Raw genomic sequence first — 21,251 nt, forward strand, 5'->3', positions numbered from 1 at the left:
ACACCGGATGGACCGGCGCCGTGACATGTGCCCGGCGAATCGCTGACATCCGTCACTTTCCGCCGCACCTGTCCCGGCCGACCCTGGAACCACAGGGGTCGAACGGCCCGGACCGAGGGGGGAACGTGACGGCGACGGAGCGGATGACGGGGACGGTGACGGCCAGGCCGGCCAGGACGCGCATGGTGCGGGTGTGGGGCCGGGCGCTGCTGGACACGGGCGCGGCGGTGGTGGCACGGCGCCGGGCCGCGCCGCCGGGGGTGCGGCACTCGCAGCAGGTGCGGCAGCTGATCCTGCCCCTCATCGGTGTCGAACTCGTCACCTCGTTCCTGCTGTCCGCCATGCTGCCGCCCGCCGCCCGCCCCGTGCACCTGGCGATCGAGGCGATGCTGATCCTGACCGCCCTCGGGGTGGTGGCCGCGACCCTCCGGCACCCCCACGAGGTGGACGCCGAACGGCTGGTCCTGCGGACCGGCTTCCTCGGGGACGTCACCCTGCCCCGCGGGGCCGTGCAGTCCGTCGCCCCGGTGGTCCGCACCGTCGACGGCAGCGGCCCGCGCCCGGTCCCCGGCGAACCGGACGCGGTCGCCTGCTCGGTGTCGGATGCGCTGAACGTGGTGCTCTGCCTGGACCCGCCGGTCCGCCTCGACCTCGGCGCGGCCGGCACGGTGGACGCGGTGACGGTGTACGCCTCGGCGGACTCCGTGCCGGCCTTCACCTCGGCCCTCCGCCGGACCCGGCCCCCGCGCACACCGTGACCTGGGGAAATCGGTTGGGGCGTCCCCCGGACGGCCCTAGGGTGGGCCCGTGAAGACCCAGGTGATCGTCCTCAACGGTGGTTCCAGCTCCGGCAAGTCCGGCATCGTGCGCTGTCTGCAGGCGGTCCTGCCGGACCCGTGGCTGGCCCTCGGCACGGACACGCTCGTCGACGCCATGCCCCCGTCCCTGCTGCGGGCCTCGGACGGCGGGATCGAGTTCGCCCCCGACGGCACGGTGACCGTCGGACCGGAGTTCCGGACCCTGGAGGCGGCCTGGATCGAGGGCATCGCCGCGATGGCCCGGGCCGGCGCCCGCGTCATCGTCGACGAGGTGTTCCTCGGCGGAGGGGACTCGCAGCGGCGCTGGCAGCGCGCCCTGGACGGACTGCCCGTGCTGTGGGTCGGCGTCAGGTGCGACGCCGAGGTCGCCGCGGGCCGGGAGGCCGCGCGCGGGGACCGGCCCGCCGGAATGGCCGCGTCCCAGGCGGAACTGGTCCACCGCGGCATGGTCTACGACCTGGAGGTGGACACGGCGTACGCCGAGTCGATGGACTGCGCGCGGACCATCGCCGCGCACGCCGGGTGACCGCGGCCCTCCCTGCGGGTGCCGAGCCGCCCCGGGCGCGGTACGGGTAGTCCATGGAACACGAGCGGAACGGCCACGACGAGCGGAACGGCCATGACGACCGGAACGGACGCGAGGGGCGCGGGCCGCGGGAGCTCTGCCTGGTCACCGGCCCCGGCGGATACATCGGCGGCAGGCTCGTCCCCGAGCTGCTCACCGCCGGATACGAGGTCCGCTGCCTCGCCCGTACCCCCGCCCACCTGCGGGACCACCCGTGGGCGGGCGAAGTCGAGACCGTCCGCGGCGACGTCACCGACCCCGGCAGCCTCCGGCCCGCCCTGCGCGGCGTCCGGGTGGCGTACTACCTGGTGCACTCCATGAGCTCCGGACGGGACTTCGTGGAGAGGGACCGCCGGGCCGCCCGCACCTTCGCCGCCGAGGCCCGCGCCGCCGGCGTCCGCCGCATCGTCTACCTCGGCGGGCTCACCCCCGCGGACGTCCCCGACGAGGACCTCTCCCCGCACCTCTCCTCCCGGGCCGAGGTCGGCCGCATCCTCCTCGCCTCCGGGGTGCCCACGACCGTACTGCGCGCCGCCGTCGTGATCGGCTCCGGCTCCGCCTCCTTCGAGATGCTGCGCTACCTCACCGAACGCCTCCCCGTCATGGTCACGCCCAGCTGGGTGTCCACCCGGGTCCAGCCCATCGCCGTACGGGACGTCCTGCGCTACCTCGTCGGCAGCGCCCGCATGCCCGACGACGTCAACCGGGCCTTCGACATCGGCGGCCCCGACGTCCTCACCTACCGGCAGATGATGGAGCGCTACGCCACCGTGGCCCGCCTGCCCCGCCGGCTGATCCTTCCCGTGCCGATGCTCACCCCCGGCCTGTCCAGCCATTGGATCGGGCTCGTCACCCCCGTCCCCGCGGCCCTCGCCCGACCCCTCGCGGAGTCCCTCCGCCACGAGGTGGTGTGCGCGGAGCACGACATCGCGGCGTACGTGCCCGACCCGCCCGGCTCGCCGCTGGGCTTCGACCGCGCCCTCGCCCTCGCCCTCCAGCGGGTCCGCGACGCCCAGGTCGTCACCCGCTGGTCCTCGGCCGCCACCCCGGGAGCCCCGAGCGACCCGTTGCCCACGGACCCCGACTGGGCCGGCGGCAGCCTGTACACCGACGAACGCCGGCAGCCGGTCGAGGCACCCCCCGACGCGCTGTGGCAGGTCATCGAAGGCATCGGCGGCGAGAACGGCTGGTACTCCTTCCCCCTCGCCTGGGCCGTACGCGGCTGGTTCGACCGGCTCGTCGGGGGCGTCGGCCTGCGCCGGGGGCGCCGCGACGCCACCCGGCTGCGGGTCGGCGACGCCCTGGACTTCTGGCGCGTCGAGGAGATCCAGCGGGGGCGGATGCTCCGGCTCCGAGCGGAGATGCGGGTCCCCGGCCTGGCCTGGCTGGAGATGTACGCGGAAGAGGACGGGCAGGGCCGGACCCACTACCGGCAGCGCGCCCTGTTCCACCCGCGAGGCCTCGCGGGGCACCTCTACTGGTGGAGCGTCGCCCCTTTCCACGCCGTCGTGTTCGGCGGCATGGCCCGCCGCATCGCCCGCACGGCGGAGAAGCGGCCGCGATGACCCTCCCGACGACGAACCCCTCCCGGGACCACCGGACCACCGGACCACCTCACCCGTCCGGCAGCTTGCTCTCCGGCACGCTGCCGGCGGCCATGGCGCGCCGCCACACGAACAGCGAGACGGCCATCACGAGGATCAGCACGGTCAGGATGACCAGCTCCACGCCCTGGACCTGCCACTCGAAGGCCTTCTCCGACTCCGCGGTCACGATGAGCACCTTGCGGACGCCGGCGATCATGCCGACCACGAGGAACGGTTCTGCGTTCAGCGACTGGTTGAGGATGGTCAGGCGCACGGTGTGCAGCAGCTCGGCGACGATGAACAGCACCAGGCTGCTGTCCAGTGCCGCAAGGACGATCGCCTGCTCGTCGTAGGAACCGAGCAGCGCCTTGACGACGTCGCTGACCACCCCGTAGGTCAGCAGGACCGCCAACAGGATGAGGAACGCCGCGACCACCATGTGGATGCCGTCCTCGGCCACCCGCATGAAGCGCTGTACCCGGGATTCCCGGCTGCTCTTGGAGGCCGCTGTCATGCACCGGATGCTAGGTCCCCGCGCCGGGCGGACCCGGCACCCCGCCCTGTCCGATCGGGTGACGTGCCCGCCCGCCCCGGGGACGGCGGCCGCGCCAGGTCCAGCACGCTGAGGACCAGCATCAGGACGCCCAGGGGCACGTGGAGCCCGGGCAGCTGGGCTATGCCGGTGACCACCTGGAGGGACGCGAGCACCAGGAAGCCGCAGGCGTGCAGGACCGGCCGGACGGGACCCCCGCCGGGCCGCCACGCCAGGACCGCGGCCAGCACGTACAGCATCGACGCGGCGTACATCACGCGCGAACCGGCGTCGTGCAGCGGCGCGCCGTGGGACGAGGACAACAGCACTGCGGCGGTGACCGCCTGGAACAGCAGCGACAGGGTCTGCAGGACCAGCGCGATCCGCAGGAAAACGGGGGTGCGGCGTTCCGCCGCCGTCCGGACGGCCATGTCACGGTCTCCTCTTCTGCCTCGCGGCGATGGGTGGGTAGGGTCTCCCGGGGGACCGACGACGCGGGCCCCCGGAATGTGAGGTGCGCGGCTTGGTGGCTTCGTGGCGTTCGCCCCGGCGCCCCCGCGCCGCACGTCGGCGGACGAGCCGGACAGGGAGCGGACCCGCATCATGAGCACCCCGGGTGGAACAGCGGCCGGCCGGGCCGGGCCCGACCTCGGCGCCGTCGTCGGCGAGCGCCGACAGCTGATCAACCTCGCCTACCGGATGCTCGGTTCGCTGGCCGAGGCCGAGGACGCCGTCCAGGAGACGTACACCCGCTGGTACGCGATGCCGGCCCGGCAGCGGGAGGCCGTCGTGTCGCCCGGCGCCTGGCTGACGACCGTCGCCAGCCGCGTCTGCCTGGACGTGCTGGGCTCGGCACGCGCCCGGCGCGAACGCTACGTCGGCGAGTGGATACCCGAGCCGCTGCCCGACCGTACGGAGTGGGCCGGCGGGTCGGGGGCCGGCGGGTCGGGACCCGGCGATCCCGCCGACCGGGTGACCCTGGACGAGTCGGTCGGCATGGCCTTCCTCGTCGTGCTGGAGGCGATGACCCCGGCGGAACGGGTGGCGTTCGTCCTGCACGACGTCTTCCGGTACTCCTTCGCCGAGGTCGCCGAGATGGTCGGCCGGTCGCCGGCGGCCTGCCGCCAGCTGGCCTCGTCCGCCCGCCGCCGGGTCCGGGCCGCGGGCGCCCCGACGGCTCCGGCCGCGGCCGGTGAGGCGGCCCGGCAGGCGGGCCTGGTACGGCGGTTCAAGGAGGCCTGGGAGGCGAAGGACATCGGAGCCCTCGTCGGCCTGCTCGCCCCCGACGCCACGATGACCGCCGACGGCGGCGGCCTCGTCGGGGCCGCGCTCCGCCCGGTCGAGGGCGGCGCGGACATCGCCCGCTACCTGCTCCACCTGGCGGACCGGGCGGGGGGCCTCACCCTTCTGGAACGGACGGTCAACGGCCAGCCGGGGCTGGTCGCCCAACGCGACGGCGTCACGGTGACGGTGGCCGCGTTCCGTCTCGACGGCGGCCGTGTCACCCACATCTGGGCGGTCCGCAACCCGGAGAAACTCCGGCCGTGGACCACGCCACCGAACGAGCCCTGAGCGGCGCCACCGCGTGAGGGGCCCCGGCGGAGCCACCGTGCGCGTGGCGGGGCCGGGGCCGGGGATCCGGAGGCTAGGAGCAGCAGGCGTCGTGGAGCAGGTGGGCCGTGACGGACTGCCAGCCCCCCGCGGGGGTGGCGGCCGCAGCCGTCCGGCCCGCGTCGCGGAAGCCGGCCAGCAGCGACGCCCGGTCGTGGAGCACGCCCCCGCGGACCGCCGCCCGGACCCGGATCAGGTCGGCGAAGTCGGCGAACGGGTCACCGTCGACCACCGTCAGGTCCGCGATCCGGCCCGGCTCCACCGTGCCCAGCCGGTCCCCGACCCCGAACACCCGCGCCGGGATCCGCGTCGCGGTGGCCAGCGCCTCGGCAGGGGTCAGCCCGTAGCGGTGCAGGGCGCGCAGCGCCAGGTGCAGGTGGAGTCCGACCGGTACCAGCGGCGCGTCCGTGCCCAGGGCCACCAGCCCGCCCCCCGCCAGGATCCGCTGGTATGCCGTCATCTCCCGTTCCAGGGAGAGGAGTTGCTCCGGTGTGGGCGGGGCGGCCGCCGCCGCGCGGACGGACGCCACGTCCCACGGCGGCATCAGCCGCGTCACCCGCTCGTCCTCCGCGGCCGCCGGATCCTCGCCGAGCAGCGGCAGCGCCGTGAACGGGGTGGCGATCAGGTGGAACCGGCCGCGGGTGTAGAGCTCCAGGGTGTCCTGGTAGACGTGCCCCTGCGGGGTCGCGCCGTGCCCGGCCTCGGCCCGTTCGGTGGCCACCAGGTGCGTGGTGAGGTCCTGCCCGGTGGCGATCCCCGCCGCGCACAGGTGGGACCCGACCGGCACGCCCAGCCGCTCGTGCGCGAACCGGGCGGCCTGCGCCATCAGCCACGCCGGCGCCCGCACGTACGTCTTGACCACGTCCCAGTCCAGCTCGGCCGCCCTCGCCAGCGACCGCGCCACGCCCTCCGGCGTACGGTGCGCCCGGCTCATCGTGTACGCCACCCGGCTTCCGTCCAGGTGTTCCCCGCAGGTCAGCAGCCGGGGCCCGGCCAGCCGCCCGGCCAGTACGTCCTGCCGCATCCGGGCCTGTTCCTGCGCGGAGCCGCCCAGCGACACCGCCGTGGTGATCCCGTACGCGAGGGCCGTCACCCCCTGCCGGGCACCGTAGGTGTTGCAGTACGGGTGGACGTGGGCGTCCCACAGGCCGGGCAGTACGGTCCCCTCCCGGACGTCCACCGTCCGTACGGCCCGGTGCCGTCGCCCACCACCCGCCCGGCGCGGCTCCACCGCCGCCACCCGCCCGCCGCGCACCAGGACGTCCACGTCGGCGCGCGGCGCCGCACCCGTACCGTCCCAGAACAGCCCGGCCCGCACCAGCAGGTCCACCGGTTCGGGCCGCCGGCGGTCCAGGGCGACCGGAACGGTCCGGGCGGGGCCGTCCGGCGAGCCGTCCGCCGTCAGCCGCAGCAGCCGCAGCCGGGCACCGCTCTGGTACAGCAGGGTCCGTGAGTCGGCGGACCAGGACGGGTGCTCGGCGGGCTCCTCGGTGATCCGCCCGGCCGGCCCGGCCGGGCTGCCGTCCGGGCGGACCGGCAGCAGCCACAGCGCCGACTCCGCGACGCAGGCCAGGTGACGTCCGTCCGGGGCCCACACCGGTCCGGATGCGTACCGGTCGGACAGCGAGACGTGCGGGGCGAGGGCGTACGACCGGGCCGCGCCGCCGGCGGTGTCGACGATCCGGACCAGGTTGTAGCCCTCCCGGAACCGCTGGTTGAGCCGGTTGCGGTCACAGAGCGCCAGGTACCGGCCGTCCGGCGACCAGCTCGGCATGCCCGGCAGGCCGCCCGCGCCGAGCGGGGCCGCCGGCACGCTCTCCTCGCCGGTGGCGAGTTCCCGGACCACCAGCCGGCCGGTCAGGTCGAGCGCCGCGAGCCGGGACCCGTCGGGGGAGAGGGTTCCGTACACCCGGCCGCCGGGGCCGAGCGCCCGCTCCGGCCCGCCGGACAGCTCCTTGCGGTAGACGGTGTTCAGCCCGCCGCGGTCGTGGGTGTAGACCAGGTACCGGCCGTCCGGGCTCCACACCGGGCCCTGGACGTAGGCGGTCGGCGGGAGCTGGACCCGCCGCCGCGGGGCTCCGCCCGTCACCGGCACGGTCCACACGGCACCCAGCGCGGCGAAGGCGACCGTCCGGCCGTCGGGGGAGAGGGAGGGCAGGTGGACGCCGCGGACGGGGCTCCGCCGCGCGGGCTCCAGCTCGTGCGCCTTGGGCCGGTAGCGCGGGCGCGGGACGTCCAGCTCGGCGCGGAAGGGCAGCAGCCGGCCCGGCTCCCGGCCGGCGGTGTCGCCGTCCGGCCGGATCACGCGGAACTGCCCGTCGAGGGTGACCAACAGCCCGTCGTCGCCCACCCAGCGCGGGGGAGCGGCGGCCAGGTCGCCGTCCAGGGCGATCCGCCGGCCGTCCACCCACAGCGTGAGGGTCTCCGCCCGCCGCGGCCCCGGCAGCGCGCACAGCCAGGCGGTGCGTCCGCCGGGGGAGACGGCCGGGGCCAGCAACCTGCCCTCGGCTGCGGTGTGTTCGGTGCGTACGGGCCCGCTGCCGTCGGCGGCCGCGGAGGCCAGCAGCCGTGCCCGGAGGCCGTCCGGGGTCACCGTGCCCCGGACGAACAGCACGCGCCTGCCGTCCGCGGACCAGGCCGGGTCGAAGTCCTCCCAGGCCCCGTCCTGGCCCGGCCCGGTCTGCCCGGGACGGCCCGTCAGCCGCCGTGGGCCGCCGCCGGGCACCGGCAGCACCCAGATCCGGTACGGGCTGCCCGCGACCGGGTCGCCGCCGCGCTCGGAGCAGAACGCCAGGCTCCGGCCGTCCGGCGACCAGGCCGGGGCCCGGTGGTCGAACGGCCCTTCGGTGAGCGGGCGGGCGGCCGAACCGTCCGCCCCCAGCAGCCAGATGTGGAAGTTGCCGTCGCGGTAGGCGCTGAGGGCCACCCGGCCGCCGTCGGGGGAGAGCACCGGGCGGGTGGGTTCCAGATCGGGCGGGGTGAGGGCGGTGGCGGCGGACCCGTCCGCGGGCAGCGACCACAACACGCCCTGGACCTCGGCGACCACCCGCCCGCCGGCGGCGGTGGCGGCCCCGTTGGTCGCCGCCGTCAGCCGCAACCGCACCGCCTCCCCGCCGGCGGCCCCCGCCGCCCGGGTCTCCGACACGCTCCCGGTCCCGGCCGCGGCCGTCGTTCCCGGTCCCGCCGCCGTGGCCACCGCCCCCACCGCCGCCGCCCGGAGGACCGTCCTGCGCCCCACCGCCATACCGCCACCCGCTCCCTGTGCCGCCGTCCCGCCGTGATGGCCCGTCGGCCCCTTCAACGATCAAGAGGCTGTACCGGAACGCGCGGCGGACATTGCCCTCCGGCGGTGGCTCAGCGGTCGGAGGGCGACGGCGGCGGGAGGTCGGCCCAGACGGTCTTGCCGGCGCCTTCGGGCCGGCACCCCCACCGCACCGCCAGCTGGTCGATGATGAACAGCCCGTGGCCGCCGATCGAGTCCGGCCGGTGCTCCCGCAGGCGAGGCCGGACGGGGCTGGCGTCGGAGACGGCGACGCGGAGCGCGCCCTCCCCGTGGTCGAGGACCACCCGGACCGGTCCGCGGCCGTGCCGGGCGGCGTTGGACAGCAGTTCGGCGGCGACCAGCACGACGTCGCCGCCGTCGGCGGAGGGGTACCAGTCGGCCAGGGCCTGCCGGACCCAGGAGATGCCCGCGCCGCACGCCTCCCGGTCCTCGGGATGGAGGACCAGCTCACGGTGGCGGATGGCGGCGGAGGGCTGAGGACCCATGGCCTGTCCCTGGTGCGTAGGGCGTCTCTGACCGTCTCGCCTGCCCACCCAGGGGCCCCCTACACCGTGGGGGGCGGGCCGGTTACTGCTGCGGCGGGCTTTCCGTCACGGTTCCTGCCCGGCGAGGGCCTCCTCGACGGTGGCGTACACCGGGAACGTGTCGTCCGCCCCGGTCAGCTCGAGTACCCGCCGGACCGCCGCGCTGGGACGGACGAGGACCAGCGGCACCCCCGCCTCGCGGGCGCTGCCGCGCAGCGCCAGCAGCAGGTTCAGCCCGTCGGCGGTGAAGAGCTCCACGGCGTTCAGGTCGACCGCCAGCAGGGCCGGGCGGAACCCCAGCGCCTCGCGGAGGGCCTCGTCCCCGAGCGTCCTGGTGCCGGTGTACAGGTCGCCCGACAGTACGCAGACCACGGCGTCCCCCACCCGCACGGTGTCGGTCTTGAGCTGGGGCGCGGGCATCGGCAGGTCCGCGTGTGACGGGTCGCTGCTCATCACCGCCTCCTCGCCTTCCGCCGGCCGTCCCTCCCGGGCGCGGATGCGCCCATGGGAAGAGCGGTGCCCTGCCGGACGTCGCGCGGTCCCCAGCGGGTCCGGCAGGCGCCGGGCGGCCCCGGCCGGGTTGCTTCAACGGTACGCCCCGCCGGCCGGACGGCGACCCCGGCGGGCGACGCGACGCCGTCGCCCGTCACCTGCGCGCCGCGGCGCGCAGGGCGCCGCTAGTCGGCCTTCGGAGTCAGGTCCCTGGAGAAGTGGAAGGCGACGATGTCCATGCGTTCGCGCAGGTAGAAGCGGTGGGCGCCGGTGCGGTGGGTGCCCGAGTCGAGGTCGAACTCGTGGCAGCCGGCCTCGCGGGCGAGGTCTTCGAGGTGGGCGAGGAGCGCCTGGCCCACGCCGGTGGAGCGGGCCGACTCGGCGGTCACCAGGTCGTCGACGTACAGCTTGCGCAGGGAGCAGGTGTTGTCGACGATCCGCCAGCCGGCTGCGCCGACGCAGCTGCCGTCGGCGGCGTACGCGGCGGTGAAGCGCAGCCCCTGGGCGTGGCCGCGTTCGTACACCTCGCGGAACAGCTGCGGCGTGAGGTGGGGCCGCAGCTCGCGCAGGACCGGCAGGAGCTCGCTGTCGAGGCGGGGGTCGCCCGGTTCGAGTTCGATGATCTTCATATCGGGACGATAACCCGGTGGCCGTCGCCCGGGTGCCGGTGCCGGGTGCCCCCGGAAGGGCCCCGGCCCGGGCCGCCGGTCAGTCCTCGCGGAGGAGCTGCTCGCGCAGGTCGGCCAGGGTGCGGTTCAGGAGGCGGGAGACGTGCATCTGGGAGAGGCCGATCTCGGCCCCGATCTCCGCCTGCGTCATCTCCTGCCCGAACCGCAGCTCCAGGATGCGCGTGCTGCGTTCGTCCAGTTCGGCCAGGAGCGGGGCCAGGGCGTGCCGGTCCTCGACCGACTCCAGGGCGGGGTCCTCGCCGCCGATGGTGTCCGCCAGCGTGTACGAGGGCTGGGAGGAGGAGCCGCGCGGTTCGGACGCCGTTTCGCCGTCCTGCGGCGCGTACAGGGACTGGGTCGTGTAGCCCTGGGCGGCGACCAGGCCCTGGCGCACCTCGTCCTCGCTGAGGTCGAGGTGTTCGGCGAGCTCGGCCTGGGTGGGCGCACGGTCCAGCAGGGTGGTCAGCTGCTCGGTGGCCTTCGCCAGGACCAGCCGCAGCTCCTGGAGCCGGCGGGGCACGCGGACGGCCCACGAGGTGTCCCGGAAGTGCCGCTTGATCTCACCCGTGATGTAGGGGAGGGCGAGGGTGGTGAACTGGGTGTTGCGCGCCGGGTCGTACCGGTCGATGGCCTTGATCAGACCGATCGTGCCGACCTGGATGACGTCCTCGTGCTCGGGTCCGCCCGCACGGTCGCGGAAGGGCCGGGCGGCGAAGTGCACCAGCGAGATGTTCATCTCGATCAGCGTGTTGCGCACGTACTGGTACTCGCGGGTTCCCTCTTCCAGGCTCCGCAGCCGCGCGAAGAACACACGGGTCAGCTCACGGGCGTCGTGGGGGGCGAGCTCCCGGGGGCAGGGCACCTCCGGAAGGGCCCCGTCGTAGGTGGTCTGTTCGGTCTTGGCCTCGGTCGTCGCCTCGGTCATGGCCGTGAAGGTCATCGTGTTCGCTCCTTGGGCACGGATGCTTGCGGCGCGTTGCTCGATCGCTCAGGTCACGCGGAAGCCGGGTTCCGCTTGCCCTGAACCCTGCCTGGCCGGGCGACGCACGTCAAGTGATACCGGAAAACCACTTCTGGATTTGTATTTCGTCATTCACCGGCCAGAATGGCCGTGTGGAGAGCGAGCACACGGCTTCCCGCCGTGCCAACTGGACGTTCCTGACCAACCACGCCCGGGTCCTGGTCGCCATCGCCCGCGACCCGGGAGTCCGCCTGCGCGACATCGCCGCCGCCTGCGACCTGACCGAGCGCACCGTCCAGGCGATCGTCACCGACCTCCAGGCGGCCGGCTACCTCACGCGCGTCCGGGACGGCAGGCGCAACCGGTACGAGATCGCTCCCGGCTCCCGCTTCCGCCACCCCGCCGAGGCCGGCCGGGAGATCGCCGGCCTGTTGGCCTACCTCGCCGCGCCCCTCACCATGCCCCCCTCCGCGGAGGCCGGCCCGCGGCCCGACCGGGACGCGCGGAACGCGCCGGGCGGGGCGGCCCCGGCCGACCGGTAGCCCACCGCACCCGGTACGTCCCCGGCCCGGAGCGGGAGCCGGCGACCGGCCGCGGACCGGCCGCGGACCGGCCGCGGACCGGCCGCGGAACCCCACCCGGCCCCCGGGTGCCGGGAGTTGGGACCCTGAAAACCCGCGGTACCCGTGTTTGGCGTGCCCCGCGCCGGTCATACGCGAGAAGTCCGGCGGCTCGGACGGCGAACGGCGCACAGCAGCCGCCGGAGTGGGGTCCGGGCCGCGTCGCGACATTCCCTCCCCCCGGCGCCACGCGGCCCGGGCCCGAACGGCACGCAGCCGTTCGGCTCCGCACGGCACCGGCCTCCCCCGCGCCCGGCCCGGACCACCGGGCCCGCGAGGGCCGGCCGCGGAACCCCCGGCGACGGCTGCTTCAGCAGGCGCCCCCGGGCAAGAGGCGGACCGAACGGCGCCGATCCCGACGAGGAGGCAACACACATGTCCGGCATAGGCAGCTGTATCGCCCTGATCGTGGTGGGGGCAGTCCTCACGTTCGCCAGCGACTGGGAGGTGGAGAGCGTCAACCTGGACCTCGTCGGTCTGATCATGATGGGTGCCGGTCTCCTCGGCCTCGGGGTCTACGCGAGCGTCCTGCGGCGCCGGCGCGTACCGGCCGCGCTCCCGGTCGTGGACGAGACCCGCGACCGCACCTGACCGGCACCCGGCACACAGTGCCGAGAACACGTTCTGTCACGACCGTAGAAGACGGTAGAAGACCGTAGAAGACCGTAGGAGAGGAGAGGATCGGCATGGCGAACGCGTCACGGCTGCCGGGACGCGCGGAGCACGAGTGGCGGTGGCAGTCCCGGGCGGCCTGCCGCGGCCTGGGATCGGAGCGGTTCTTCCACCCGGACGGTGAACGCGGCGACGACCGCGACGCCCGCGACCGCGCCGCGAAGCGCGTCTGCGCGTCCTGCCCGGTGCGCGTCCAGTGCCTGCGGCACGCGCTGCACGTCCAGGAACCGTACGGGGTGTGGGGCGGTCTGACGCAGGAGGAGCGCAGGGCGCTCCACAACCCCCTGCGCGCCTCCGCCTGAACCGGCCGCGCCGGGCGGGGCCCGGCGCGTCCCAGGGCCCTCCTCAGCCGCCGTCCGGCCGCCGCGGCTCCTCACCGGAACCCGCCCCGGCGTGGTCCTCTTCGCTCCAGTTGGTGGTGTCGCGCGGTTCCACGTAGGGCTCCCGGCCGGCCGGGCTGCCGCCGAGGATGGCGCGCTCGCGGACCATCTCCGCGTCGAACTCCAGGCCCAGCAGGATCGCCAGGTTGGTGAGCCACAGCCACACCAGGAAGACGATCACACCGGCGAGGGTGCCGTACGTCTTGTTGTACGAGCCGAAGTTCGCCACGTACAGAGCGAACCCGCCCGAGGCCGCGCCCCAGATCAGCAGCGCCAGGAAGCTCCCCGGCGAGACCCAGCGGAAACCGCGCGCCCGCGCGTTCGGCGCCGCCCAGTACAGCAGCGCGATCATCCCCGTGACCAGCAGCACCAGCACCGGCCACTTCGCGATCGACCACACGGTCACCGCCGTGTCGCCGACGCCGAGGGCGTCGCCCGCCTGCCGGGCGAGACCGCCGGTGAAGACCACGATCAGCGCGCCGGCGCAGGCCAGGAGCATCAGCACCAGCGTCAGCCCGAGCCTCAGCCGGGTGAGCTTCCACACCGTCCGCCCCTCGGGGACGTCGTACACGGCGTTGGAGCAGCGGACGAACGCCGCCACGTACCCGGACGCCGACCAGACCGCCAGCACCAGGCCGACGATCGCCAGCACCCCGCCGGCACCCCTGCTCGCCTGCAGCTGTTCCACCGCCGTGGTGATGATCTCCTGCGCCGCCCCGGGCGTGAGCTCGGCGACGTGGTCCAGGAGCCCCTGGGTGGCCGTCCGGCCCGTCACCCCGAGCAGTGAGACGAGGACCAGCAGGGCGGGGAAGATCGCCAGCACCCCGTAGTACGTCAGGGCCGCAGCCCGGTCCGCCAGCTCGTCGTCCGTGAACTCCTTGACGGTGCGGCGCAGCACCGCCACCCACGATTTCCGCCCCAGGTCCGTGGGGCTGTCGGGAGCGTGGCCCGCTTGGTGTCGTCCGTTGTCGTCCATGCCCGGCGCATAACCCGTAATGCGGCATCCGAATCCCACCGCGCGTACGGACCCCCCGCGGCGGGCAGGTGCCGGTACATGGCGGAATCGGAATTCGACGACTTCGGCACGCTCCTCGACCCGCCCGTGTACGTGGTCACGGCGGCGGCACCACCGGCAGCGGCACAGGCGGCGGCGGGAGCGGAGGGAGCGGAGGCCGGGACGGAGCGCTCCGGCTGCCTCGTCGGCTTCGCGTCCCAGTGCTCCATCCGCCCGCCGCGGTTCATGGTCTGGCTGTCGGTGCTGAACCACACGTACGGCGTGGCCCGGCGCGCGGAGTACCTCGCCGTGCACCTGCTGGACCACGACGGGCTTCCCCTCGCCGAGCTGTTCGGCGGCGAGACCGGGGACCGGGTCGACAAGTTCGCGCGCACCCCCTGGCGGCCCTGCGGCCCGGAGGGGACGCCCGTCCTGTCCGGCGCGGCGGCCTGGTTCCTCGGACGGGTACGGGAACGCCACCCCGCCGGCGACCACGTGGGCTTCCTGCTCGACATCAGCCAGGTGGGTCCCGCCTCCCCCTCCACAGCCGCCCACGGGGCCCTGATCTCCTACCAGGACGTGCGCGACCTCCCGCCGGGCCACCCCGCCTGAGCGGCCCCCGGACGTCCCGCCCTCCACGCCCGCGCCGTTTACGCCGACGCCTGCGGGTAGGCGCCGGGTGGCCGCCGGACCCCCGGTGACCGGAGCGAACGAGGAGGCACCATGCGCACCCACCGAGCGCTCGCCGTGGCGGTGGCCCTGACGGCGGCGGCCGGCCTGTGGGGGCCCGCCGCACTCGCCGGGACCCCCGGCGACCAGGACGAGACCTTCGTCGTCGCCGCGCACCAGTCCAACCTGTCCGAGATCGCGGCGGGTCAGGACGCCGGGCGGCACGCGGAGAGCACCTGCGTGAAGGAGGCCGGGGCCAGACTGGTCGCCGACCACACCAAGCTGGACTCCGAACTCACCGCGCTGGCGGGCAAGCTGGGCATCGAACTGCCCACGGCACCCACCGCCGAGCAGCAGCAGAAGCTGAAGGAGGTCCAGGAGGAAGCGGGCACTCCCGAGTACGACGACGCCTGGCTGGTCGCGCAGGAGTCGGGCCACGACCTGACCCTGGAGCTCATCGACAAGCAGATCGACGAAGGCCAGAACGCCGAGGTGACGGCGGCCGCGGAGAAGGCGCGCCCGATCGTGGCCATGCACCTCGACATGGTCCGCGACGGCACCTGCCACAGCATGTGAGCCGGATCCGTCACGGGCATGTGAGCCGGATCCGTCACGCGGCCGGGTCCGGGGCCGCAGCCCCGGACCCCGGGCGGCGGCCTCAGCCGGCGGAGGCCGCCCCGGTGTCCCGCCCGACCGCCGAGCGGGCCCACGCCGCCGCGAACATCTCGTGCAGCGGTGCCGTCGGCAGGATCCTGCCGAACGGCGAGTGGATCTCGTTGCGCCACAGCGGCCGCACCCCGTGGGCGGCCAGCTTCGCGGTCTCCAACGGCAGGTGCGGCGCCTTCAGTTCGGTCCACTCCCCGGGCAGGAACAAGGTGCGGCCGGCCCGTGCCCGCCTGCCCTCCACCACCGCGCCCGTGGCCAGCAGCTCCGCCCCGGCCCCGGTGTGGCGCTTGCCCGACCAGCCGTTCCAGCGCCGTACGTCGCGGTCCGTGGGCGCGGCCAGCGTCGCCAGCTGGAGGTACAGCGCCGCCGCGTCGGTGCCGACGCCCAGTTCCCCGGCCACCGTGGCGACCAGCTCCGGGCAGGACTGCCGCGGATCCGCCTCGTACGCCCCGTCCGGCACGGCCCCCGACAGGGCGCGGCGCATCATCCGCTCCAGTCCGCCGCCCGCCAGCAGCGGTTCCACCCGGTCCAGTTCCCCGGCGAGCCCGGCGGTCTCCCGCACCCGCCGCCACGCCTCCGGGCCGGTGAGCGCGGCGGGCCGCAGGAACGCGGCGCCGCCGGGCGCGCACACCACCAGCGGCCCGGAGTCGTAGGCCACCACCGGTACCGGGCCCGCCTCCTTGCGAAGGTCCATCGCCACCGGCAGCCGCTCCGGCCCGAACCGCTCCGCGATCCCCTCCGGCGTGTCCTCGACCCGGCCGCCCGGCAGCGCCAGCAGCAGTTCCGGGCGGTCGAGTTCGGCCCGCAGCCGCTCGTACACGTCCGCGGCGCCGGCCACCGCCGGGTCGCCCGCCGGCCGGTCCGTCCACGCCCACACCAGCGCGCACGCGATCTCCCGCAGCGGCAGACCGACCGGGGTCCCGTACGACGGCTCCACCCCGGCGCCGGGCACCGCCCGGACCTCCGCGCCGACGCCGTACCGGGTCGCGGCCAGCTCCCAGCGGGCCGCCGGCACCACCGCGTCCGCGGCCGCGCCGTAACCGCCGGCGAGCCGGCGGGCCCACACCTCCGGCAGCCCCAGCCCGGTCTCCAGCGCGTCGGCCGCCTCGTCGTTCACCTCGGGCAACGCCCCCAGGCGCTCGCACCACACCGCGGCCATCCGCTCCACGGCCGCCACGACGCCGCCGGGGCGCCACAGGGCGGCCGGGTCCTCGGGCACGCCCGCCGCGAGCACGGCCCGCGCGCCCGCGCCGCCGAGCCGGGTCCGCAGCGCCTCGTAGGCCTCCGCAGTCCGCGGGGTGGCCCGGTACGGGGCCTTCCGCGCCAGCGCGCGGTCCTCGTCCCGGCCGGCGCGGCCGACCAGCCCGGCCACCACCAGCCGCGCCACCGCCCGGCGCACCCCCGTCAGTGCGGCGAACCGCGCGGCCGCCGGCTCCGGGACCGGGACCGGCCCGTGCTCCCGCACCGCGGCGACCAGCGCCCGCAGGCGGGCCGCGTCGTCCCGCTCCACCAGCACGGCCAGCGCCCCGGGGACCGCCGCCGTCACCGGATCGGCCGCCTCGTCAGCGGCCGCCCGCGCCACGAACCAGACGCCCTCCGCGCCGCCCCGTCCGCCGCCCGACACCACGGCGGTCCCGGACTCCCGCAGGCCGTCCAGCACCCCGGCCGGCGCGCGGCCCGTCCACCACCGTCCGCCCGCCAGGGCGAACGGCTGATCGGCCCACGTCTCCAGCAGCGCCAGCAGGGCGGCCCGGTCGGCGTCCGGCGTCGGGGCGACCGCCGCCCGCCAGGCCACCGCGTCGATCGCGCCCAGCAGTTGCGACCAGTCCCGAGGCAACGCCGGCGGGGAGAGCCGCCGGACCTCCTCGTCGATGCTCCCCGCCAGGCAGGCGCCGTCGGCGGCCAGCGCGCTCACCGTCGCCGGCAAGGCCGGATACGAGGTCCGCTGCCACGGGTCCCGGTACCCGCTGTCGTGCACCAGCCCGAACAGCGCCGGGACCAGCTCGCTGTCCGGCACCGCCCGCCGCGGCAGCACCGGCGGCGCCTGCGCGAGCAGGCCGACCCGGCGGTGCAGCGCGAGCCGGCGCTCCTCCACCCGGGCGGCCCGCCCGGCGACCGCCACCACCGCCGCCACCAGCACCGGGTCGGTGATCCCGGGCAACTCCCGGGCCACGGCCGCCCGCAGCTCCTCCGGCGTCCCGGCCAGGGCGGCCGCCAGCAGCGCCTCCGCCGCCTCCCGGCCCACGGACCGCAGCGCCCGCGACCCGGCCGCGTCCCGGGTGCGCAGCAGGTACCAGAACGCGGGCGGCGGGGCCACACCGCCCGACGCGGTGGCCTTCCGGACCGGCTTCACCGGCGGGTGCGCGGGGGAGGCGTGCCCGTCGAGTTCCCACAGCAGGGAACCGTCCGCCGCGTACGCGCGCACGCCCGTCCACGTCTGCGCCTCGGCGAGGACCACGTCCTCCACCGCGCCCTCCGGCGGCGCCCACAGTCCCCACGGCTCCTGACCGGGCCGGTCGATGTCGAAGCGGGCCGTCCGCCCGTCGATGCTCTCCACCAGGTAGTGGTCGGGAGCGTTGTCCCGGTACCGGGTGCGGAACAGCACCCGGGTCCCCACCAGCCCGTCCCGGCTGCCCAGCGGCGAAGAGGTCAGGCCGGCCGGCAGCGGCGCCAGCTGGAGCGCCTCCGAGGCGAGGGTCAGGTCCGCCTCGCACGGCACCGCCGCCGGATCGGGATCGGCGGCGCGGCCCGGGAAGGCGGGCAGTTCCACCGCGCCCCGCGGCTCGCCGGTGACCGGGTCCACGACCTCCCAAGGCCGCCTGCCGTACACGGCGTTGGTCCAGATCCGCGAACCGTCCCCGAGCTGCAGCTCGTCCCCGTCGATCCCCTCGCGGTCACCGGGGCGCAGCACCCGCCTGCCGCCGTGCCGCCCCCCGCCGTCGGCGGTCTCGAACTGGAAGCCGTACGCCCCGTCCAGACTGCCGCCGAACGGCACCAGACCGCTCGGCCGCTCCGGGGCGAACGGCTCGTCGGGCCGGTCGGCCCACACGGCCGTGTCGCAGTAGTAGGGCCGCTGCTTGACGCTCCAGCTCACCAGGAACGAACCGCCCACGTAATGCACCGCGAACATGGTGGCGTCCCCGGGCACCGTGAACCGGCAGGAGCCGCGCACCCCGTCCGGGGCCACGGCCACCGCCCGGTCCCGCCCGAACACCGTCAGCACCGGCCAGGTCGCGGTCACCCCCGACACCCCCGGCAGCGGGCCCGCACCCGGGTCCTCCGGTCCCCGGCCACCGGCGTCCGCCGCGAACTCCGCGTACACCGACTCCAGTTCCGGCCAGGCCAGTTCCTCCGGCAGCCCGGCCGTCAGCGAACGCCGCAGCGCGCCCACCGCCCCCGCCGCGCCCAGGGCGTCGGCGACCCCGCCGAGCGCCGCCACCGTGGGCCGGTCCAGCATGGTCTCCAGATCCGCCAGGGCCTCCTCGGCCCCCGCCATGCCCCCGCCGCCGACGGCGCCGATCAGCTTGCCGACCCGCGCCGCGACCCCCTCGGCGATGCCCTCGTTGCCGGGCAGCAGCGTCACCGCCGTCCCGGACCGGCGGACGCGCGGCGCCGACCGGTCGGGCAGCAGCTGCGCGTGCACCGTGCCCTCCAGGCGGGGTCCGAAGACCGGGTCGGCGGCCAGCGCGGCCAGGTCACGGCGCGACCGCTCGCCCCAGAACCGCATCCGCGTCTCGGGCCCCGGATCGACGACCGCGACCCCGGCCGCGAGGAACGCGTCCAGCACGTCGGCGTCGAAGCCCTTGTAGTAGTGGCGGGTGGTGTGCACCTCCACCGCGGTGCCCTCCGCGCGCAGCCGCGGCCCCAACCGGCCGATCAGGTCCAGGAACTCGGCGGGCAGCGGCTGCCGGCCGACCCCGCCGCCGGACTGCGCCGCGTACTGGTACATGTGCGTGAACCGTCCCACCCAGCGGTGCAGGCCGCCCTCCGGCACCAGCCGGCCGCTCTCCATCGCCTCCACCGCGCCGCAGCCGACGAGCAGCCGCAGCCACGCCCCGCCGTCGGTGACGCCGTCCGGGAAGACCTCCACCAGCCCGGCCGCGACCGCGTCGGCCGGCGGATGGGCCGTCAGCAGCGGGACCGCCGCGTCCAGCAGCGAGTCCGGCACGGCCTTGTTCCGGGCGACGGACACGACGGCGCCGACCACCCGCGCCACCTCCGCCTCCCCGTGCCCGGCGGACTTCGCGGAAGCCCGTACCCGGCGCACCAGGTCCGCGGGCAGGTCGGCCTTCGAGCGGGCCCACGCCGTCAGGAACTCCTCCAGCCCGGTGTGCGCGTCGGCCGGCTCCGAAGTCGCCGCGAGGAACCGCTGGTGCGCCGCGAACTCCTTGGCCGGAACCGCACCGCCCGCCGCGAACAGCAGCGCGTTGGCCCGCCGGTAACCGGTGTCCACCGGCAGCCCGTGCTCGGCCTCGGCCGCCCGCGCCGCCGCGTAGGCGCGCCCGCCCGGCCGGCTCCCGTACCCGAGCAGCCGGTGCCCGACGGTGTCCCAGAACCACGGCAGATGGGCCGGCGGCAGCCGCCGCGCCCGGGACGCCATGGCGTCCACGAACCGCCCGGGCTTGGAGTACGACCGGCCGAGTTCGGCACGCATGTCCTCCATCACGCCGCGGGCGTGCGCGAGCGCGTCCGGGTCGTGGGCCGCGACCCAGTCGGCGTACGTGGTCGAGGTGTGCGCCTTGCCGGCGGCGGGCAGCAGGGATTCCAGGGCGACGATCATGCCCCGGATCGTCGCACGCCCCACCGACAGCCCCGGCGCCCGGCCCACCGCCTCCCCGGCGGCGCCCGGACCCCGACCACCGGTGGACCCCGCCTGCAACTCGAGGAGTACGGCGGCGGGTCCGGGTCTCCGCCCGCGGGCCGACGTGGGACGCGGTACCCGCGCCGTAGCGTCGGCACCATGCGCAATACGACCCGGGCGGCCGCGACCGCCCTCCTCACCTGCGCGCTCGCCTTACCGGCGACCGCGGCCCAAGCGGCACCGGCCACCACCGAGACCGCTCCCCGAACCGCGCCCCGAACCGCTCCCCGTACCGCCGCCGACCCCACCGGACCGGCCGCCGCGGCCACCACCGAGGCCTCCCGGCTCCGCCTGCCCGCGCCCACCGGGCCCTGGAAGGTGGGCAGTTCCACCCTCCACCTGGTCGACCGCTCCCGCCCCGACCCCTGGGTCCCCGAGGCGGACGGCCGGCAGCTGATGGTGACCGTGCACTACCCGGCGGCCCGCCACCAGCCGTCCCGGCCCGGCCCGTACGCCACCCGGGACGAAGCCCGGCTGCTGCTGGCCCAGGCCGGCGTCGAGGACCCGGCCGCCCCGGCCAGGCTGGCCGCCATGCGCACGCACGGCACCGCCGGGGCACGGCCCGCGCCGGGCCGGCACCCGCTGGTGGTGCTCTCCCCGGGGTTCGGGACGCCCAGGTTCACCCTCACCGCCCTCGCCGAGGACCTCGCCTCCCGCGGCTACGTCGTCGCCTCCGTGGACCACGCCTACGAGTCCTCCGGCACCACCTTCCCCGGCGGCCGGGTCCTCACCTGCGTGGCCTGCCGGGACGTCGAGGACGGCGACCCCGCGCTGAGCGCCGTGACCGCCGCCCGCACCGCCGACACCCGCTTCCTCCTCGACCGCCTGACCGGCCCCCGTGCGGCCTGGAAGCACGCCGCCTCCATCGACACGTCGAGGATCGGCATGGCGGGCCACTCCATCGGCGGGGCCAGCGCGGCCGCCGCGATGCTCGCCGACCGGCGCATCGACGCCGGCGTGAACATGGACGGCGCGTTCTGGGACACCCTGCCCGCCGGGGGCCTCGGCGGCCGGCCGTTCCTGATGCTCGGCACCGACGACGAGACCCACCGCCCGGGCGGTGAGGACACCACCTGGGACCGCACCTGGCAGGCGCTGGGCGGCTGGAAGCGGTGGCTGACCGTCGCCGGGACCGACCACTTCAGCTTCTCCGACGGACCCGTCCTCCAGGAGCACTTCGGCCTGCCCGCCGGGGACATCCCGGCCGGCCGGGCCGTGGCCGTCACCCGGGCCTACGTCGCCGCCTTCTTCGACGAGCACTTGCGCGGCCTGCCCCAGCCCCTGCTCGCCGGACCGGACCCGGCCCACCCCGAGGTCCGCTTCCACCAGCCCTGAGCCCGCCGGTGACC

The 21,251-nt window shown here is 75.9% G+C and carries 19 protein-coding genes; 10 read left to right on the plus strand and 9 right to left on the minus strand.

The window, feature by feature from the left end:
• The first annotated feature begins 125 nt into the window (after positions 1-125).
• Genes ACFY61_RS15015 through ACFY61_RS15025 form a run of 3 tightly spaced genes read left to right on the plus strand, consistent with a single transcriptional unit; the run spans position 126 to position 2,948 of the window.
• Positions 126-758: a hypothetical protein gene (locus ACFY61_RS15015; RefSeq protein WP_389471687.1), complete on the plus strand. Its 633-nt coding sequence runs from the start codon at positions 126-128 to the stop codon at positions 756-758.
• 49 nt (positions 759-807) lie between these two features.
• Positions 808-1,344 carry a chloramphenicol phosphotransferase CPT gene (gene cpt / locus ACFY61_RS15020; protein ID WP_389471689.1) on the plus strand — a complete coding sequence of 179 codons (537 nt, stop codon included), beginning with the start codon at positions 808-810 and terminating at the stop codon, positions 1,342-1,344.
• A 53-nt stretch (positions 1,345-1,397) separates the two neighbouring features.
• Positions 1,398-2,948 carry an SDR family oxidoreductase gene (locus tag ACFY61_RS15025; RefSeq protein ID WP_389471690.1) on the plus strand — a complete coding sequence of 517 codons (1,551 nt, stop codon included), beginning with the start codon at positions 1,398-1,400 and terminating at the stop codon, positions 2,946-2,948.
• A gap of 49 nt (positions 2,949-2,997) precedes the next feature.
• On the opposite strand, the gene ACFY61_RS15030 is transcribed toward ACFY61_RS15025, so the two are convergent.
• Both ACFY61_RS15030 and ACFY61_RS15035 read right to left on the minus strand, forming a co-directional pair.
• Entirely contained in the window at positions 2,998-3,483 is a 486-nt protein-coding gene (locus ACFY61_RS15030; protein ID WP_389471693.1) for a phosphate-starvation-inducible PsiE family protein, read from the minus strand.
• Positions 3,480-3,932, minus strand: coding sequence for a hypothetical protein (locus ACFY61_RS15035; RefSeq protein ID WP_389471696.1), 453 nt, complete (start codon positions 3,930-3,932; stop codon positions 3,480-3,482). Before ACFY61_RS15035 ends, ACFY61_RS15030 begins: the two co-directional genes overlap by 4 nt.
• 172 nt (positions 3,933-4,104) lie before the next feature.
• Here ACFY61_RS15035 and sigJ point away from each other — a divergent pair, with 172 nt between their 5' ends.
• Entirely contained in the window at positions 4,105-5,073 is a 969-nt protein-coding gene (gene sigJ, locus ACFY61_RS15040; RefSeq protein ID WP_389471699.1) for an RNA polymerase sigma factor SigJ, read from the plus strand.
• Positions 5,074-5,146: 73 nt separating this feature from the next.
• Here the strand turns inward: sigJ and ACFY61_RS15045 are convergent, their stop codons facing one another.
• The 5 genes from ACFY61_RS15045 to ACFY61_RS15065 all read right to left on the minus strand — a co-directional run bounded on the left by ACFY61_RS15045 (position 5,147) and on the right by ACFY61_RS15065 (position 11,019).
• Positions 5,147-8,356: an amidohydrolase family protein gene (locus ACFY61_RS15045; RefSeq protein WP_389471701.1), complete on the minus strand. Its 3,210-nt coding sequence runs from the start codon at positions 8,354-8,356 to the stop codon at positions 5,147-5,149.
• A 110-nt stretch (positions 8,357-8,466) separates the two neighbouring features.
• Positions 8,467-8,880, minus strand: coding sequence for an ATP-binding protein (locus ACFY61_RS15050; RefSeq protein ID WP_389471704.1), 414 nt, complete (start codon positions 8,878-8,880; stop codon positions 8,467-8,469).
• 105 nt (positions 8,881-8,985) lie between these two features.
• Positions 8,986-9,372: an STAS domain-containing protein gene (locus tag ACFY61_RS15055; RefSeq protein ID WP_389471707.1), complete on the minus strand. Its 387-nt coding sequence runs from the start codon at positions 9,370-9,372 to the stop codon at positions 8,986-8,988.
• 224 nt (positions 9,373-9,596) lie between these two features.
• The gene (locus ACFY61_RS15060; RefSeq protein ID WP_389471710.1) at positions 9,597-10,040 is read right to left on the minus strand and encodes a GNAT family N-acetyltransferase; all 444 of its coding nucleotides are present in this window, start codon (positions 10,038-10,040) and stop codon (positions 9,597-9,599) included.
• A gap of 79 nt (positions 10,041-10,119) precedes the next feature.
• Complete coding sequence (locus ACFY61_RS15065) at positions 10,120-11,019, minus strand: SigB/SigF/SigG family RNA polymerase sigma factor (RefSeq protein WP_389471712.1); 900 nt, start codon at positions 11,017-11,019, stop codon at positions 10,120-10,122.
• A gap of 173 nt (positions 11,020-11,192) precedes the next feature.
• Between ACFY61_RS15065 and ACFY61_RS15070 the strand changes: the two genes are divergently transcribed.
• The 3 genes from ACFY61_RS15070 to ACFY61_RS15080 all read left to right on the plus strand — a co-directional run bounded on the left by ACFY61_RS15070 (position 11,193) and on the right by ACFY61_RS15080 (position 12,634).
• Complete coding sequence (locus ACFY61_RS15070; RefSeq protein WP_389471714.1) at positions 11,193-11,582, plus strand: helix-turn-helix transcriptional regulator; 390 nt, start codon at positions 11,193-11,195, stop codon at positions 11,580-11,582.
• A gap of 453 nt (positions 11,583-12,035) precedes the next feature.
• Positions 12,036-12,251: a hypothetical protein gene (locus ACFY61_RS15075; protein WP_389471717.1), complete on the plus strand. Its 216-nt coding sequence runs from the start codon at positions 12,036-12,038 to the stop codon at positions 12,249-12,251.
• Positions 12,252-12,346: 95 nt separating this feature from the next.
• Positions 12,347-12,634: a WhiB family transcriptional regulator gene (locus tag ACFY61_RS15080; RefSeq protein ID WP_389471719.1), complete on the plus strand. Its 288-nt coding sequence runs from the start codon at positions 12,347-12,349 to the stop codon at positions 12,632-12,634.
• A 43-nt stretch (positions 12,635-12,677) separates the two neighbouring features.
• Here the strand turns inward: ACFY61_RS15080 and ACFY61_RS15085 are convergent, their stop codons facing one another.
• A complete protein-coding gene (locus ACFY61_RS15085; protein WP_389471721.1) occupies positions 12,678-13,688 on the minus strand; it encodes a YihY/virulence factor BrkB family protein in 1,011 nt (336 codons plus the stop codon).
• Positions 13,689-13,766: 78 nt separating this feature from the next.
• On the opposite strand from ACFY61_RS15085, the gene ACFY61_RS15090 reads away from it, so the two are divergent.
• Both ACFY61_RS15090 and ACFY61_RS15095 read left to right on the plus strand, forming a co-directional pair.
• Positions 13,767-14,318 (plus strand): flavin reductase family protein, encoded by a 552-nt coding sequence (locus ACFY61_RS15090; protein WP_389471724.1) that lies wholly within the window; start codon positions 13,767-13,769, stop codon positions 14,316-14,318.
• A 111-nt stretch (positions 14,319-14,429) separates the two neighbouring features.
• On the plus strand, positions 14,430-14,951 hold the full coding sequence (locus ACFY61_RS15095) for a DUF4142 domain-containing protein (protein WP_389471726.1): 522 nt from the start codon (positions 14,430-14,432) through the stop codon (positions 14,949-14,951).
• A gap of 82 nt (positions 14,952-15,033) precedes the next feature.
• On the opposite strand, the gene ACFY61_RS15100 is transcribed toward ACFY61_RS15095, so the two are convergent.
• On the minus strand, positions 15,034-19,821 hold the full coding sequence (locus ACFY61_RS15100) for a hypothetical protein (protein ID WP_389471727.1): 4,788 nt from the start codon (positions 19,819-19,821) through the stop codon (positions 15,034-15,036).
• A gap of 180 nt (positions 19,822-20,001) precedes the next feature.
• Here ACFY61_RS15100 and ACFY61_RS15105 point away from each other — a divergent pair, with 180 nt between their 5' ends.
• Complete coding sequence (locus ACFY61_RS15105; protein ID WP_389471730.1) at positions 20,002-21,237, plus strand: alpha/beta hydrolase family protein; 1,236 nt, start codon at positions 20,002-20,004, stop codon at positions 21,235-21,237.
• Positions 21,238-21,251 lie beyond the last annotated feature (14 nt).

The organism is Streptomyces sp. NPDC012888 (assembly GCF_042900645.1).
Lineage (GTDB): Bacteria > Actinomycetota > Actinomycetes > Streptomycetales > Streptomycetaceae > Streptomyces.